This is a genomic window from Allobosea sp. P4_H5 (assembly GCF_056400825.1).
Window position 1 is genome coordinate 1 of record NZ_JBFUKM010000007.1, and the last position, 15,118, is coordinate 15,118.

Here is a 15,118-nt window from a genome sequence, read left to right on the forward strand (position 1 = left end):
GGCGATGTGCTCGCGCTCGAGCTCGGCCGGGGCGTCGCGATAGTCGATCCATTTCAGGCCGTGGGTGGCGATCTCCCAGCCGGCCTCCTGCATCGACGAAACGATCTCGGGATAGCGCTGCAGGGCCGAGGCCACCGCGAAGACTGTGACCGGCAGGTTGCGCTGCGTGAACATGCGCCAGAGCCGCCAATAGCCGGCGCGCGAGCCGTATTCGTAGATCGACTCCATGTTCATGTGGCGCTGGCCGGGCCAGGGCGCGGCGCCGACGATCTCGGAGAGGAAGGCCTCCGAGGCGGCGTCGCCATGCAGGATATTGTTCTCGCCGCCCTCCTCGTAATTGACCACGAACTGCACCGCGATCCGCGCCTGCCCCGGCCAATGCGGGTGCGGGGCGCTCCGGCCATAGCCGACGAGGTCGCGCGGGTAAGAAGTGCTGTTCATAGGCCGATTCAAGTCCATGCGAGGGTGAGTCAGGGACGTGACTTAGAGCTTTGGCAGGAGGCGCATTTTTGCAAGCGGGCTGCCATATGATCAGGACCCGCGCCGTCATTCCGGGGCACCGCGCAGCGGTGAGCCCGGAAGCCAGAACCGATGCGCTTGATCAAAGGCCTTGGAGCGACCACTCCTTTTTCGAAGATGGCATCTGTTCTGGATTCCGGGCTCAGGCCTGTCGGCCTGCCCCGGAATGACGGTGAAGGCTTTGCCCGGAACGGCAGCAGTAGTTGCTCCAGTGCCCTACCCTGCAAGCGAGCGGATGCGCTCCTGATCCGGCGGCAGGAAGGAGCGGTCGAACACCTCGCGCAGGGACGGTGTGCGCGGCAGCTTCTTGGTCTCGACGATCAGGGCGATCAGGCGGCCGAGGCGGGCATCGTCCATGTCACCGACGCCGATCCGCTTGCCTTCCGGATGCGCCATCTCGCTCTTCAGCGTGCCGACGAGACGGGTCAGGTTGACGTCGCGCCGGATCGACGGCTCGCGCTTGGCCAGTGCCTCGATCGCGAGGTTGGGGTCCTTCGTCGTGTCGCTCAAGGCCCGGTTGAAGGCGCGCACCATGCCCGAGAGCGCCCGCGGATTGGCGCTGTAGAGTTCGCGCGTCACGAACAGGGTGTTGCCGTACATGTCCGGCAGGTGATCGGCATAGTTCAGGAAACGCAGCTCCTTGCGCCCGTCGATGCCGAGCGGCGCCACCGAGGCGATGATCGTGTTGACGAAGCCGAACACGCCCTGCGCGCCCTTGCCCTTCAGCATGTCGGCGACCTGGTTGCCCATCGCCGCCGGCGACTCGACGACCTTGACCTTGCTGGTGTCGACGCCGTTGGCGCGCGCGAACATGTCGAAGGTGATCAGCGCGGCATCCACCGGATGGCCCGAGATCGTCTTGCCTTCGAAATCCTTGGGCGAGCGGATCGGGCTGTCGGCCGGAACGGCGATGGTGAAAGGCACGCTGTTGAAGGTAGTCCAGATCGCCACCGGCCCCTGGTTCGGAGCACTGCGGGCGATGCGCTCGATCAAGGCCGAGATGTCGCCATAGCCGACGTCGAAATTGCCGGCCTTCACCTGCGGGATGATCGCGGCTGCGCCGTCGCCGGGCGAGAAGGCGATGTCGAGGCCTTCCTCGCGCAGATAGCCGCGGTCCTCGGCCAGCAGGAAGAATGAGACCGGGCCCGATAGCGAGGTGTTGAGCAGCAGCTTGTAGCGCTGCGCCTGGGCCGAGGCGCTCATCGGGATAACGGCCGCGCTGGCGGCGAGGCCGGCGGAAAAGACCCTGCGGTTGATGCTCGGCACGATGGTTCCTCCTGCAAGATAACGATGAACTCGCGATGCCGGGACGACGCGTCCCGCTTCACATCGCACTCGGACGTAAAATGCCTGTGCCCTGCCGTTTCGGCCGGCGGCACGCTCTCAGCTGCCGCGATAGGTCGAGCAGCTTCCCGGCGTGCACAGCAGCGGCACGTGATAGTGCTGCTTCACGTCGAAGACGGAGAAGCGAACCGCCGGGCGGTCGATGAACGGCGCCGGGTCGCCCGCGCCGGTCTGGCTGCGCAAATACTCGTCGACGTGGAAGACGAGCTCGTATTCGCCGAGCCTGGCATCCTCCGGGCGGACGAGGGGCGCGTCGGTGCGGCCGTCCTGGTTGGTCGTCGCCGACTTGACCAGCGTCCAGCTCTCGCCCTGCTTGATCGAGAGGTCGATCCGGACGCCCGCCACCGGCCGGCCGCGGTTGGAATCGAGGATATGTGTGGTGATGCCAGCCATGGCCGTACTCCTCAGCTGCCGCGGTAGTAGGAATAGCCCCAGGGCGAGAACAGCACGGGCAGATGGTAGCGCTGCCCGAGATCGGCGATGACGAAGCGGATCGGGACGGTCTTCAGGAAGTTCGGCGTCGGCAATTGCGCGCCCCGTGCCCGGAAATAGTCCTCGACATGCAGCAGGAGCTCGTAGCGGCCGGCCTTCAGGGCTTCGTCGACGAGCAGCGGCTCGTCAGTGCGCCCGTTCTGCGCCGTCACCACCGTCTTGAGCGGGCGGTAGCGATCGCCGTCCAGCACAGCGAGATCGCAGGTCATGCCGGCGCCCGGCAGGCCGTGATAGGTGTCGATCGCGTGCATGGTCAGGCGCGGGCTCAAGCCGGTCTGCGAGACCGGCGCGACCGTCAGCGCGCCGGGCTGCTGGCCGGGCTGCGCGTTCTGCGCCCGAGCGAGTGCCGGTGCGGCGACGACCGCCGCCCCAGCCGCCAGGACCCGTCGCCGGTCGGTGATCAGGCGCTCCATGAGTGCTCCCTCGAAGTTGCGCGCTTGCTGGTCTCAGGCCGCGCGGGAGGCCTGCGTTTCATCGGTCACCTGCGAGAGGCGGCTGCGGGTGATGAAGCCGATCTGGGCGAGCGCTTCCTCGCGCTCCGGGGCGGTGTCGCGCGCCGCACGGCGGGCCAGCTCGGCATAGATGCCGGCCTTGGTGTAGTGCCTTACGCAGGCGATGAACGGGAAGCCGTGGCGCTCGCGATAGGCGCGGTTGAGCGTGTCGATCAGCCGGACCTCCGCTTGCGTCAGGCTGGTGAGACCGGCGCTGGCCTGCTCGACATCCGAGGACTGGGTCAGCTCTCCCCGCTTCGCCTCGCGCCCGGCGAGCTCCGGATGGGCGCAGAGCAATGCGGTCAGCTTCGCCTCGTCGCTGGCGCGGACGGCAGCGATCATGGCCGCATGCATCACGTCGACGCTGGCGAAGGGGCTCGCCGCAAAGGCCGCCTCGGCGACCCAGGACGAGTGCTCGAAGATCGCGCCGAAAGCGGAGACGAAGCCGGACCGATCCATGGCGTTGATCGCCGCCAGGGTGAAGGGCGGCTGCGTTGCTTTGGAAGAGGGCGTCATCTCGGTGTCCTGTCCTTCGGAACATGGCCGGCGCGAGCGGCTCGCATCGACTTCCCGGGTGTACCGCATGCCGCGCCGCATTGAGATCGGGCGGCGCCAATTCCCATTATTTGCAAAGCCGAATAGAGCTTGAGGGGATCAGCCTGCTAAGGCCGCCCCCTCGCGAGGATCGTCGACCATGCAGCCTCAGGAGAATCCCCTCGACGCACAGCTCCTGCGGGTCTTCTGCATCCTCCTGGCGGAACGCAGCGTCACCAGGACGGCCACGCGGCTGAACCTGTCGCAGCCGGCCACGAGTCTCGCCCTGAAGCGCCTGCGCGAGATCTTCGGCGACCAGCTGCTGGTGCGCGGTCGCGACGGCATGGTGCCGACCGAGCGGGCGATTGCGCTGCAGCAGACCGCGATCAAGGCGCTGGAGGAGCTCGACAACCTGCTGGTCGATCCGAACCGGGTCGACCCGGCCTCGAGCCATCAGAGCTTCACCATCGCCCTGCCCGACTATGTCGCGCCGGCCTATCTCGCAGGAGCCGTGCGGGAATTCCGCCAGCGCGCGCCCCATGCCCGGCTCGCCTTGCGTTCGCTCGGGGCCGATTTCGATTTCGAAGGCGCCCTCGCCGCCGGAACCGTCGACATCGTCATCGGGAACTGGCCCTCGCCGCCGCCCTATCTGCGAACGTCGACGCTGTTCGAGGACGATGTCGTCTCCCTCGTCGACCGCGAGCATCCCTTCACGCAGGAGGCCCCCTCGCGCGCGGACTTCCTCGCGGCCAATCACATCGCACCGACGCCCTATTCGATCGCCCATCGCGGCGTGGTCGAGACCCATCTCACGAAGATGCGGATCAGCCGCGAGCGGCGCCTGGTGATCTCCTATTTCGCGATGGCGCCCTATATGCTCGTCGGGACCGACCTGGTTTTCACCACCAGCCGGCATTTCGCGCGCTATTTCACCACCATCCTGCCGCTGGCCATCGTCGAGCCGCCGCTGGAATTCCCGCGCATGCGCTTCTACCAGCTCTGGCACGACCGCACCCAGCACTCGCCAATCCATCACTGGCTGCGCCAGGTCCTGACCCGTAACCGCCTGCCGGGCGAGCCTGCTGCGGGTTCGTAGGAATCGGGCATCGGGACTGTTTGGAAGGGGGCCTCGCGGTTCGTGCCACGCTCAAGCCCTCCCCCCGCTTGCGGTGGGGAGGGTTGGGTGGGGGGCAGTGCCGCTTGGTGCTTCGATGAACGAATGAAGCGTCCTGCTTTACGGCCCCCCATCCCTAACCCWTCCCCACCGCAAGCGGGGGGAAGGGAACGCGCCAGCCTTGCAAGCGATTGTTTCGGCTCCACCCCCGCAAACGAGAACGGCCGCCCGCCGGTGATTGGCACCGAGCGAGCGGCCTAGCTGGCGGGAGCTGCTTTCCGCCGTCTGCGACGGAGAACCGCTTCCGCTAAGGTAGCGCCTCGCGACGCTCGCGGCTTATGCGGCCGCGGCCCCCCAGCCTCCCTATTTCCCGGCCTTGCTGGAGGCGGGGATGAACTTGATGATCAGGAGCACGGTGGCCGCTTCGAACAGGGCGACCATCCAGAGCCCGGGCGACATCAGCCCCGTCGCATCCTTGATCACGCCCATGGCGAAGGGGGCTCCGAACCCGGCCAGATTCGCCACCGAGTTGATCAGGGCGACGCCGGCCGCCGCAGCCGAACCCGACAGGAACAGGTTGGGCATCTGCCAGAACACCGGGATGGCGCTCATCGTGCCGATGATGGCGAAGGCCAGCGCGACCAAAGCGAGATAGGAGCCGTTCGGGATCAGGAAACCGAGCGCCGCCATCGACACCGCTCCCACCAGGGCGGCGAAGCCTGCGTGCAGCCGCGCTTCCCGGTGACGATCCGAACTCCGGCCGATCAGGATCATGCCGGCGGCGCCGCACAGATAGCACGCGGCCATGATCCAGCCGACCGCGGCCGGGCTGGTGAAGCCGAGTTCGCGCACCGCGGTCGGGCCCCAGAAGGTCAGGGTCGAGTTCGCAAGGATGATGCAGAAGTAGATCGCGATGAACTGCCATACCCGGGGATCGCGCAGCGACTTCATGATCTTGTGCTCACGCGGGCCGAGGGCGGCGCGGTCGCGTTCCAGATCGGCGAGGATCAGGCTCTTCTCCTTGTCGGTGAGCCAATTCGCCTTCTCCGGCTTGTCGGTCATGTAGAACAGGGTGACGATACCGGCGATCACCGAGGGAATGCCCTCGATCAGGAAGACCCACTGCCAGCCGGCCCAGCCATTGGCGCCGTTGAGCTGGGTCATGATCGTGCCGGCCAGCGGCCCGCCGAGCACGCCGGCCAGGGCCGAGGCGGACATGAACAGGCCGAAGGCCTTGGCGCGCCGCTCGGTCGGATACCAATAGGTCAGATAGAGGATGATGCCGGGATAGAATCCGGCCTCGAAGACGCCCAGCAGGAAGCGCAGGACATAGAACTGCATCGGCGTGGTCACGAACATCATCGCGACGCAGGTGATGCCCCAGAGCATGGTGATGCGGGCGACGGTCTTGCGCGCGCCGATCCGTTCGAGGAGCAGGTTGCTCGGGACCTCGAACAGGAAGTAGCCGATGAAGAAGATGCCGGCGCCCAGGCCGTAGATCGCCTCGCTGAACTTGAGATCGTTCAGCATCTGCAGCTTGGCGAAACCGATGTTGACCCGGTCAATCCAGGCGAGGATCCAGAGGATCATCAGGAACGGGATGAGGCGCCAGGTAACTTTACTGAAAGCCGCATCCAATTGCTGCGATGACGTGCCCTCGGAGATGTCTGCTCCGTGAGTGACGGCTGTCGACATGATGATCTCCCCTATGTGCCGCGGTCTTCAGGTTCGACCCGACCACTGGCTTCGATCATGCCGAATAATCCGAATGGCCTTCCGCGGTGAGACCGGTTCCGAAATGCCCATTATTTGCGGATTGAATAAGCATTTGCGGATTGAATGAGCTTTGCCCGGCAAGACCGCCAGCGGCCGCATGGGATATGCGCGCGAGCCCTCTCCCGGAACGGGAGAGAGGCCTGTCGTGCTTCCGCAGCCCTCCTATCGCAGAGGGTCCCCATGCCTCCAGCCATGTAACCGGATAGCCCCGGAGCAAGCCCGAGCGTGACGGTTCCTCGCCCTTCTACGCCGCCACCGCCTCGGTCGCGGCGGTCACCTGCCAGCCCTGCAGGTCGCGCCAGTTCGGCTCCAGCTCGGCAAAGCGCGCCAGTGCGAAGCTGGAGATGTCGGCGAAGCCGCAGGCGCCGTCGACGACGAGATCGCGGATCGCCCGCCCGCTCGCCGGCGAAAGGCCGAAACCGACGCTCGACAGCGTCGCCACCACGACATTGGCCTGGGAGGCAAGCCGGTCGATCACCGGCCGCCCGTCCGGCGTGTTCTCGATCACGCCAGCCCAGGAGCGGATGATGCGGGCATGCGCCGCCCTGGGCAGCAATTGCGCGAGGCGCTTGCCCATAGGCAGCATCAGCGGCGTGGTCGGCTTGGCCGGCGTGCCTTCCTCCGCCATGACCAGCCATTCATGTGGGCCGCCGCCATAAGCGAGGTTGCCGCGCAGCGTCTGGCGGCCATAGAGCCCGCAGCCATCGACGCCGCCGAGCGGCATCAGCGGCAGTGGCTCGGTCACGATCATCTCGCAGCGGGCCGACTGCACCGGTACTTCCTGTCCGAGCATGGCGGAGAGACGCCCGGTCTGCGGGCCGGCGGCGAGCACGAGAGTGTCGCAGCCGACCTCGCCGCGATCGGTCGCGACCGCAACGACGCGGCCGCCTTCGGTCCGGAAGCCGGTGACGGTGGTGTGCTGCAGGATGCGGCCGCCATGATCCTGCATCGCCCAGGCATAGCCCTGCAGCGTGCGGTGCGGATTGGCATGGCCGCCGAACCTGTAGTGATAGCCGCCGACGACGGTATCGCCCGCCAGCGGGACCAGCTCCTTGGCCTGCTTGACGTCGAGCACCTGCGACTGGAAACCCTGTCGCTCGGCATTGCGCAAGGCGCGGCCATAGAGCGCCATCTGGTGCTCGCTCGCGGCAAGGCGAACACGCTCGCCTCTGAACTCGGTGGGATAGCCGAGCAATTCGTCCATGATCGGCCAGAGCCGCTGCTCCTCGGCGAAGAGCGGCGAGTGATGGTGCGAGCAGCCGCCGCCATTGCGGCCGGACGCCTCCCAGCCGATCAGCCCCTTCTCCAGCACCAGCACGTCGACGCCGCCCTGCGCCAGCCACCAGCCGGCGGAGAGGCCGGTGACGCCGCCACCGACGATGACGACGGAAGCTCCCTTGATCTCACTCATAGCTTTCAGCCTCACTCGCTCGCGACGGGGCCGGTCGCGTCATTGCCAGCGACGGTGTAGCGCGCCGGCACCTCCCAGAACGGCACCCATTGCGCATGCATGCCGAACCAGGTGTCCCAATGCTCGGCCTGCTCAGGCGCTTCAGGGACAAGGGCGGTCATCGACAGCGGCATCGGCCTGACAGGCGCGCGATAGCCCGCGAGCGGGATGGCCGACAGCGGCTGCGCCGCGCCGAGCGCCAGCAGGGCTGCAACCTGCTCGCGGCAGCGTCGGCCCTGGCAGGGCCCCATGCCGGCGCGCGTCAGGCGCTTGACCTGGTCGGGATTGGGTGGCCCCTCGCCGAGCAGGGCCGAGAGCGAGCGGTCGTTGCGGCGCTCGTTCTGCCAGTCGAGATAGCGCGGCGGGCGGACTTCCAGGATCTCGCGCGCCGTCACCTCCTCGCATTGGCAGACATGGAACTCGGCGCGCGCCTCGATCACGCTCGCCCGGACCCAGGCGAGGCGATAGGCGGAGATGTCGTAATCCGGCGCGGGCGGCGCTGCGGCTTCCGTATTGACGCTGTCCGCCCCGAGCGCCGCGACCGCGCGGGCGGCCTCCGCCTCGGCGACCGAGCGATCGCGCGTCTTGCTCGCCCAGAGGCCAGCGCAATCGCCGACGGCGTAGATATTGGTGAGGCTGGTGCGCTGGCTCGCGTCGAGTTCGGGCGCATACCCCCCGCGCTCGGCCTGGAACGCGACCTTGCAGCCGGCCGCGTCAATCAGGTCGATGACCGGCGTCGCGCCGACCGCCAGCACGATGCCCTCGCAGGCGATGACGCGCTCCTCACCAACCGGGCGGCCCTCCCCATCCAGCCTCGCGACAACAGCCGCTTCGACGCCGTCGCGGCCGGTCGCCTCGCGCACGACATGGCCGGCCAGGATTTCGGTGCCACCGGCGCCGAGGTTCGCCAGCAATTCCGCATCGCCGATCGGCTCGGCCGCCTGCTCAACGATGGCAGCGATCATGACGCCCGCCTCGCGCAGGGCGAGCGCCGTGGTCAGCGCCTCCGTATTCGAGCCGAGGATCACGACCTTACGGGGTCCGAAGGCATCATAGCGGGTCGCGAGATTGAGCGCGGCGGTGGCGCCCATCACGCCGGGCTTCTCCCAGCCGGGGAAGCCGAGGCCCATGTCGCGGCGGCCGCAGGCGAGGATGACGTGCCTGGCCTGGACGAGAATGCTGCTCTCCTCGTCGGCGAGACCGGCGACGAGGCCCGGCATCCAGCCCAGCGCCGGGCCGTTGGCGTAGAGCCCCCAGCAGGCCGTGCCGAGACGGAGATCGACGCCGGCCTCGAAGGCTTCCGCGATCCGTGGCTCGGAGGCGACGAAAGCCTCCATCATGGCGTTGCGGTTGCGGGCGCTGGCCGCCATGCCCTGGCCGAAATGCAGCGGGACGTCGTCGCCCATTGTCTTGAACGCGACCGGATTCTCGTCGACCAGCAGCACGCCGAGGCCGCGCGCGGCGGCGCCGATAGCGGCCTCCAGACCGGCGGGACCGCCGCCGACGACGAGGACATCGACACTCTGCGCGATCGCGAGCGGCTTGCCGGTGACGGATTTGGGGTCGGAGGCCGGGATGGTCATGGGCGGCGCTTTCGAATGACTGCGTTCATTCTTGGCGCCGGCGCCTGGCAGGGCCGGCCGGTTTGCGACATCGACCGGCCGGGATGCGACATCCGGGCCGCAGGACTTGTCGGCCAAAGTACCTGCCGACTCAGAGCACCTGTTCGAGGAAGGCGCGGGTGCGCGTCTCACGCGGCGAGCCGAAGAATTCGGCCGGGGCTGCGTGCTCCACGATCACCCCGCCATCGGTGAAGTAGACGTGATCGGCAACCTCGCGGGCGAAGCCCATCTCATGGGTGACGAGGATGCAGGTCATGCCCTCGGCCGCGAGGTCGCGGATAGTGACGAGCACTTCCTTCTTGGTCTCGGGGTCGAGTGCGGCGGTGACCTCGTCGAAGAGCATGACCTTCGGGTTCATCGCCAACGAGCGGGCGATGGCGACGCGCTGCTGCTGGCCGCCGGAGAGCTCGCCCGGATAGGCGTCGTGCTTGTGCGACAGGCCGACCTTGGCGAGCAGGCGCTTGGCGCGCTCCTCGACCTCGGTGCGATCCTGCTTCAGCACGTGGATCGGCGCCATCATCACGTTCTGCAGCGCCGTCTTGTGCGGGAAGAGATTGTATTGCTGGAAGACGATGCCGACGTCGCGGCGCAGCGCCAGCTTGTTGAGCGCGGGATCGTTGACCTGCCTTCCGGCGACGGTGATCGAGCCCTTGCTGATCGGCACCAGCGCGTTGATGCAGCGCAGCAGCGTCGACTTGCCGGAGCCGGATGGGCCGATGATGCAGACGGTCTCGCCGCGGCGGATGGTGAGGCCGACATTCTTGAGCACGACGAAGGCGCCGAACGCCTTCTCGACGCCCTCGACGACGACGACCGGCTCGCCGAGTTCATGCTTGGCAGCCATGGTCATCCCTTCACGTTGAAGCGGCGCTCGAGCGCCATGGTCAGGCGCGCGATCGGGTAGCAATAGGCGAAGAACATCAACAGCAGCAGCAGGTACATCGGCAGCATCAGCTCGGGCCGGCTCTCGGCGACGAGGGCGGCGCGCGTGATGGTGAGGCCGTCCTGGATGCCGACGACCGAGATCAGCGTCGTCGCCATGGTCAGGATGGCGTAGAGGTTCATCCAGGGCGGCAGCATGCGTTTGACCGCCTGCGGCAGGATGATCATCCACATCGTCTGGCGGCGGGTGAAGGCGAGCGCCTCGGCCGATTCCCACTGGCCGGAGGGGATCGAGCGGATGCCGCCGCGCACGATCTCCGAGACGTTGGCCGCAACCGGCAGCGCGAGGCCGATGATCGCCTTGACCCAGGCCGGGAAGGCGATGGTGACCGGCCCGAGCCTGATCTCGAAGGGCAAAAGGAACATCGCGTAGAACAGCAGCACGAGCCAGGGCGCGTTGCGGAAGAACTGCGTCGCCGCCCAGGACGGCTGGCGCAAAGCGGCCGAGGGCGAGACCTGGCCGATGCCGAAGAGCACGCCGACGGCGGTGCCGAGCGCCATCGAGAGGACGCTGATCAGCAGGTTGAACAGGAAGCCCTGGAAGATCAGCGGCGCCCAGCGCAGCAGGATGGTAACGGCGCCGTCGCGCGCGACGGGGCCCGTCGCCTGCGCCACCGCGAGCGAGGCAGCGAAGACGATGGCGACACCGGCGACGAGGCCAGCGCTCAGGACCATCGGTGCGGCGAGACCGCTGGGCGCGATCGGCGTCGCGCGGAACGGCTTCAGGACCGGGAGATCGGTCGCGGCGGTCTTCATGGCATGTATCCGGGAATGCGCATGGCCCGCTCCCAACGATGCATCACCCAGACCAGCACCGCGACGAGCAGCACATAGACGACGAGCAGCACGTTCATCATCTCGCGGACGTTGAAGACCTCGGACCAGATCTGCGACGCCGCGTAGAGCAACTCGGGCACGCCGATGGCGTAGGCCAGCGTCGTGGTCTTCACGAGGTTGACGAGGTTGTTGTTGAGTGCCGGCAGGCAGATGCGGAAGGCGAGCGGCAGCACGATCTGGCGCCAGAGCTGGAAGCGGGTGTAGCCGAGCGATTCCGCCGCCTCGACCATCGTCTCCGGCACCGCCTCGATGCCGGCGCGGAAGATCTCGACGTTGAAGGCACCGGCGAAGAGCGAGAAGGCGATGATCGCCCAGCCTGTGCCGCTGACGAGCGGCGACTGTCCGCCGAAGCCGTCGGAGACGGTCGGCAGCATCCCGCCGACGGCGAAATAGAAGAAGGAGAGCTGCACCAGCGGCGGCGTATTCCGGAAGAACTGGACGTAACCCCGCACCAGGAGCCGGCCGAGCCGCGACTGGCTGCCAGCGACCCAGACGCCGAGCAAACCGATCGCGAGCGAGGCCAGGATCGAGACGACGCAGATATAGGTCGTCGTCCACAGCCCGGTCAGGAAGCGCGAGCGGTCGAAGGCGTCGTAGAAGATCGAGAAGTTGAGGCCGTGAGCCTCGTTCAGGCGCTCGAAGAAAGCGGCGATCATGTCCGACATCTCGGGATGACTTGGTGCGTCATGGTCGGGCCAGGCCCGACCGTCCCGGAAACCAGAACTCTCTGGTCACGAGATTCTCGGGGCGAGCCCGAGAATGACGCCTCTCGCCTATGAGCCGCCCTTCAGCTTCTTGTTGGTCTCGATCAGGTACGGGCTCTGCTTGATGCCCCATTTGGTCTCGAGCGCAAGCAGCTTGCCGCTCTTGTGCCAGTCGACCGACATCTCCTTGACCAGCTTGCCGAAGGCGCCGTCGAGATCCTCGAGGCGCACGCCGATCGCCCAGAGCTGCGGATCCTCCGAGACCAGCGGCATCTCGTAATTCGCCCATTTCGGGTCGCCGCCCGAGAGCGTCGAGACGATCAGCGTATCGTCGAACAGGAAGGCGACGCAGTTGTTGCCCAGCAGCGCGTTCAGCCCGTCCGGGACCGAGGGGAACACCACCATCTCCGGCGAATACATCTGCGAGACGCGGCGGTTGTAATAGGCGCCCTGCACGGCGCAGACCTTGCGGCCCTTGAGGTCTTCCCACTTCTTCAGGCCGGCGCTCTTGGGCGCGAGCACATTGGTGGCCCCCGCATAGTAGTTCGGCTCGATCATGCCGATCTGCTTGCGCCGGTCCTGCGTGTCGCCGAGCGTCGCCAGGATCATGTCGATGCGGCCCTGGCGCAGGAACTCGATGCGGTTGGCGGCGATCACCGGCACCATCTCGAGCTTCACGCCGATCTTGGTCGCGACCTCCTGGGCGAGATCGATCTCGAGGCCGACGATCTTGCCCGACGGATCGAGGAAGCCCCAGGGCTTGTAGTCGTTCTTGACGCCGACGGTGAGGACGCCCTTTTCCTTGATCTTGGCGAGCGTGTCCTGCGCGAAGGCCGGCACGGCGGCAAGCGTGGCGGCGAGTGCGAATGCCAGGGCGGTCAATCGTTTCATCGGTCGCGATCCCCTTGTTTTATTATGAGGCTCTAGCTTCCGGCGGATCGGCGCACAGATTTGACGCAGTGCGACGTTTTCTTGACTCTCAGCGGCGAGCCGGGCGGACCTCCTGCAGCCGCTCGGCCCGCGGCGGGTGGCCGAAGCGCTCGCGATAGCTGCGCGAGAAATGGCTGGCGCTGGCAAAGCCGCAGGCGAGCGCCGTCTCCAGGATCGAGAGGCTGGTCTGGCGCAACAGGTCGCGGGCACGGTCGAGGCGTAAGGCGAGATAATGCTCGCCGAGCGAACGGCCGAGATGCTGGCGGAACAGGCGTTCGAGCTGGCGCAACGAGACATTCGCGAGCCGGGCGAGTTCCTCCCGCGGCTCGGGGGTCTCGATGGTCTGTTCCATGCGGGCGATGACGCGCAGGAGCGGCGCGTGGGCGATGCCGAGCCGTTCGCGGAGCGGCATGCGCTGCGGGCCCGCGCCCTCCCGGACATGGGTCTGCAGGAACCATTCGCTGACCGCGAGCGCGAGCTCGCTGCCGTGCTCGCGCGCGATCACGCCGTGCAGCATGTCGAGCGGCGCCGTGCCGCCGCTGCAGGTCAGCCGGTCGCGATCGATCTCGTAAAGCGAGCGCCTCAGATCGAGATCGGGATACTCCTCCAGGAAGGCTGGCGCGTGCTCCCAGTGAATGGTGAAACGATAGCCGGAGAGCAGGTTGGCGCGCGCCAGCAGATAGGGCCCGCCCGAGACACCGCCGATCTTCACCCCGCGCCGCGCCAGCTGGCGAAGCCAGGCGAAAGTCGGCTGGTGATGAAAGAGCGCCGGATTGCCGCCGGCGCAGACGAAGAGATAGTCGAGCCGCAGCTCGGCGCCGACGCTGGCATCAGCGGCGATGGCGACGCCGTTCGAGGCCGGCGCCGCCGCGCCGTCGATCGAGACATGGCTCCAGCGATAGAGGCGCCGGCCCGAGAGCCGGTTGGCAGCACGCAGCGGCTCGATCGCCGAAGCGTAAGGCAGCAACGCGAAGTCGGGGATCAGCAGGAAGCCGACATGGGTCGGCGTGCTGTCGTCGCTATCAGGCAATCTGATGTCGCTATCGAGCATGTCGGCGAGCCTATGTCGGTCAATCTCCTGATGACAAGACCGCCCGGACCCGTCGATGCGCTATTCCATCTTCTCGCTGCTGTCGCAGACCCTTCAGGGCCACAAGGGCTGGACTCCGGCCTGGCGCGATCCCGCGCCGAAGCCCGAATACGACGTCATCATCATCGGCGGCGGTGGCCATGGCCTGGCGACGGCGCATTACCTCGCCAGCCGGCACGGCATCAGCAATGTCGCGGTGCTGGAGAAGGGCTATCTCGGCTCCGGCAATGTCGGCCGCAACACCACGATCATCCGCTCGAACTACCTGCTGCCGGGCAACACCCCGTTCTACGAGCTCTCGATGAAGCTCTGGGAGGGGCTGGAGCAGGATCTGAACTACAATGCCATGGTCAGCCAGCGCGGCGTGCTGAACCTCTACCATTCCGACGCGCAGCGCGACGCCTTCGCGAGGCGCGGCAACGCGATGCGGCTCGCCGGGGTCGATGCCGAACTGCTTGGCACCGAGCAGGTCCGGGCGATGCTGCCCTATCTCGATTTCGACAATGCGCGGTTCCCGATCCAGGGCGGTCTGCTGCAGCGGCGCGGCGGCTCGGCCCGGCACGACGCCGTCGCCTGGGGCTTCGCGCGCGCCGCCGACAGCCGCGGCGTCGACATGCTCCAGAACTGCGAGGTCACCGGCATCACCATGTCAGGCGGGCGCGCGATCGGCGTCGAGACCTCGCGCGGGCCGATCCGGGCGAAAAAGATCGCCATGGCCGTCGCCGGCAACTCCTCGCGCGTCGCGGCGATGGCGGGGATGCGCCTGCCGATCGAGACCCATGTCCTGCAGGCCTTCGTCTCGGAAGGCTTGAAGCCACTGATCGACGGCGTCGTCACCTACGGCGCCGGGCATTTCTACATCAGCCAGTCCGACAAGGGCGGCCTCGTCTTCGGCGGCGACATCGACGGCTACAATTCCTACGCCCAGCGCGGCAACCTGCCGGTGATCGAGGACGTGATGGAATCCGCCATGGCGCTCTGGCCGGGGCTCGGCCGCGTGCGGATGCTGCGCCATTGGGGCGGGGTGATGGACATGTCGATGGACGGCTCGCCGATCATCGATACGACGCCGGTCGACGGGCTCTATCTCAATGCCGGCTGGTGCTATGGCGGCTTCAAGGCGACGCCGGCCTCGGGCTTCTGCTTCGCCCATCTGATCGCGACCGGCCAGCCGCATCCGGTCGCCACCGCCTACCGGCTCGACCGCTTCGCCACCGGGCGCGTGATCGACGAAAAGGGCGCCGGCGCCCAGCCGAACCTGCACTGACCGCGC

General features: G+C 67.2%; 15 protein-coding genes. 2 read left to right on the forward strand and 13 right to left on the reverse strand.

The genetic code is table 11. The features are described 5' to 3' along the window. The 5 genes from AC1DS0_RS15400 to uraD all read right to left on the reverse strand — a co-directional run. The coding region (locus tag AC1DS0_RS15400; protein WP_476815178.1) for a polysaccharide deacetylase family protein at positions 1-441 on the reverse strand (441 nt) is incomplete at its 3' end. Positions 442-735: 294 nt separating this feature from the next. Further along, complete coding sequence (locus AC1DS0_RS15405) at positions 736-1,785, reverse strand: ABC transporter substrate-binding protein (protein ID WP_476815179.1); 1,050 nt, start codon at positions 1,783-1,785, stop codon at positions 736-738. 117 nt (positions 1,786-1,902) lie between these two features. After that, positions 1,903-2,256 (reverse strand): hydroxyisourate hydrolase, encoded by a 354-nt coding sequence (gene uraH, locus AC1DS0_RS15410; RefSeq protein ID WP_476815180.1) that lies wholly within the window; start codon positions 2,254-2,256, stop codon positions 1,903-1,905. A gap of 11 nt (positions 2,257-2,267) precedes the next feature. After that, positions 2,268-2,768, reverse strand: a complete 501-nt coding sequence (gene uraH / locus AC1DS0_RS15415) for a hydroxyisourate hydrolase (protein WP_476815181.1) — start codon at positions 2,766-2,768, stop codon at positions 2,268-2,270. A 33-nt stretch (positions 2,769-2,801) separates the two neighbouring features. Next, positions 2,802-3,362: a 2-oxo-4-hydroxy-4-carboxy-5-ureidoimidazoline decarboxylase gene (gene uraD, locus AC1DS0_RS15420; RefSeq protein WP_476815182.1), complete on the reverse strand. Its 561-nt coding sequence runs from the start codon at positions 3,360-3,362 to the stop codon at positions 2,802-2,804. Positions 3,363-3,540: 178 nt separating this feature from the next. Here uraD and AC1DS0_RS15425 point away from each other — a divergent pair, with 178 nt between their 5' ends. Beyond that, positions 3,541-4,476, forward strand: a complete 936-nt coding sequence (locus AC1DS0_RS15425; protein ID WP_476815183.1) for a LysR family transcriptional regulator — start codon at positions 3,541-3,543, stop codon at positions 4,474-4,476. Positions 4,477-4,857: 381 nt separating this feature from the next. Here AC1DS0_RS15425 and AC1DS0_RS15430 read toward each other — a convergent pair whose 3' ends face one another. The 8 genes from AC1DS0_RS15430 to AC1DS0_RS15465 all read right to left on the reverse strand — a co-directional run bounded on the left by AC1DS0_RS15430 (position 4,858) and on the right by AC1DS0_RS15465 (position 13,806). Continuing rightward, a complete protein-coding gene (locus AC1DS0_RS15430; RefSeq protein ID WP_476815184.1) occupies positions 4,858-6,189 on the reverse strand; it encodes an MFS transporter in 1,332 nt (443 codons plus the stop codon). A gap of 325 nt (positions 6,190-6,514) precedes the next feature. After that, positions 6,515-7,681, reverse strand: a complete 1,167-nt coding sequence (locus AC1DS0_RS15435) for an NAD(P)/FAD-dependent oxidoreductase (protein ID WP_476815185.1) — start codon at positions 7,679-7,681, stop codon at positions 6,515-6,517. Between the two features lie 11 nt (positions 7,682-7,692). Continuing rightward, positions 7,693-9,303, reverse strand: a complete 1,611-nt coding sequence (locus AC1DS0_RS15440; protein WP_476815186.1) for an FAD-dependent oxidoreductase — start codon at positions 9,301-9,303, stop codon at positions 7,693-7,695. Between the two features lie 130 nt (positions 9,304-9,433). Then, on the reverse strand, positions 9,434-10,186 hold the full coding sequence (locus tag AC1DS0_RS15445) for an amino acid ABC transporter ATP-binding protein (RefSeq protein ID WP_476815187.1): 753 nt from the start codon (positions 10,184-10,186) through the stop codon (positions 9,434-9,436). A 2-nt stretch (positions 10,187-10,188) separates the two neighbouring features. Beyond that, entirely contained in the window at positions 10,189-11,040 is an 852-nt protein-coding gene (locus AC1DS0_RS15450) for an amino acid ABC transporter permease (protein ID WP_476815188.1), read from the reverse strand. Continuing rightward, positions 11,037-11,786 (reverse strand): amino acid ABC transporter permease, encoded by a 750-nt coding sequence (locus AC1DS0_RS15455; protein ID WP_476815189.1) that lies wholly within the window; start codon positions 11,784-11,786, stop codon positions 11,037-11,039. Before AC1DS0_RS15455 ends, AC1DS0_RS15450 begins: the two co-directional genes overlap by 4 nt. 108 nt (positions 11,787-11,894) lie before the next feature. Next, on the reverse strand, positions 11,895-12,716 hold the full coding sequence (locus AC1DS0_RS15460; RefSeq protein ID WP_476815190.1) for a transporter substrate-binding domain-containing protein: 822 nt from the start codon (positions 12,714-12,716) through the stop codon (positions 11,895-11,897). Positions 12,717-12,804: 88 nt separating this feature from the next. Further along, a complete protein-coding gene (locus AC1DS0_RS15465) occupies positions 12,805-13,806 on the reverse strand; it encodes a GlxA family transcriptional regulator (RefSeq protein ID WP_476815191.1) in 1,002 nt (333 codons plus the stop codon). Between the two features lie 55 nt (positions 13,807-13,861). Here AC1DS0_RS15465 and AC1DS0_RS15470 point away from each other — a divergent pair, with 55 nt between their 5' ends. After that, complete coding sequence (locus tag AC1DS0_RS15470) at positions 13,862-15,112, forward strand: sarcosine oxidase subunit beta family protein (RefSeq protein WP_476815192.1); 1,251 nt, start codon at positions 13,862-13,864, stop codon at positions 15,110-15,112. The last annotated feature ends 6 nt before the right edge of the window (positions 15,113-15,118 follow it).

Bases quoted from the DNA above. Each gene is read 5' to 3' on its own strand.
- AC1DS0_RS15445 (WP_476815187.1), bottom strand. From the start codon at position 10,186: ATGGCTGCCAAGCATGAACTCGGCGAGCCGGTCGTCGTCGTCGAGGGC.
- AC1DS0_RS15440 (WP_476815186.1), bottom strand. From the start codon at position 9,303: ATGACCATCCCGGCCTCCGACCCCAAATCCGTCACCGGCAAGCCGCTC.
- AC1DS0_RS15450 (WP_476815188.1), bottom strand. From the start codon at position 11,040: ATGAAGACCGCCGCGACCGATCTCCCGGTCCTGAAGCCGTTCCGCGCG.
- AC1DS0_RS15470 (WP_476815192.1), top strand. From the start codon at position 13,862: ATGCGCTATTCCATCTTCTCGCTGCTGTCGCAGACCCTTCAGGGCCAC.
- AC1DS0_RS15435 (WP_476815185.1), bottom strand. From the start codon at position 7,681: ATGAGTGAGATCAAGGGAGCTTCCGTCGTCATCGTCGGTGGCGGCGTC.
- uraD (WP_476815182.1), bottom strand. From the start codon at position 3,362: ATGACGCCCTCTTCCAAAGCAACGCAGCCGCCCTTCACCCTGGCGGCG.
- uraH (WP_476815181.1), bottom strand. From the start codon at position 2,768: ATGGAGCGCCTGATCACCGACCGGCGACGGGTCCTGGCGGCTGGGGCG.
- AC1DS0_RS15455 (WP_476815189.1), bottom strand. From the start codon at position 11,786: ATGTCGGACATGATCGCCGCTTTCTTCGAGCGCCTGAACGAGGCTCAC.
- AC1DS0_RS15425 (WP_476815183.1), top strand. From the start codon at position 3,541: ATGCAGCCTCAGGAGAATCCCCTCGACGCACAGCTCCTGCGGGTCTTC.
- AC1DS0_RS15430 (WP_476815184.1), bottom strand. From the start codon at position 6,189: ATGTCGACAGCCGTCACTCACGGAGCAGACATCTCCGAGGGCACGTCA.
- uraH (WP_476815180.1), bottom strand. From the start codon at position 2,256: ATGGCTGGCATCACCACACATATCCTCGATTCCAACCGCGGCCGGCCG.
- AC1DS0_RS15465 (WP_476815191.1), bottom strand. From the start codon at position 13,806: ATGCTCGATAGCGACATCAGATTGCCTGATAGCGACGACAGCACGCCG.
- AC1DS0_RS15460 (WP_476815190.1), bottom strand. From the start codon at position 12,716: ATGAAACGATTGACCGCCCTGGCATTCGCACTCGCCGCCACGCTTGCC.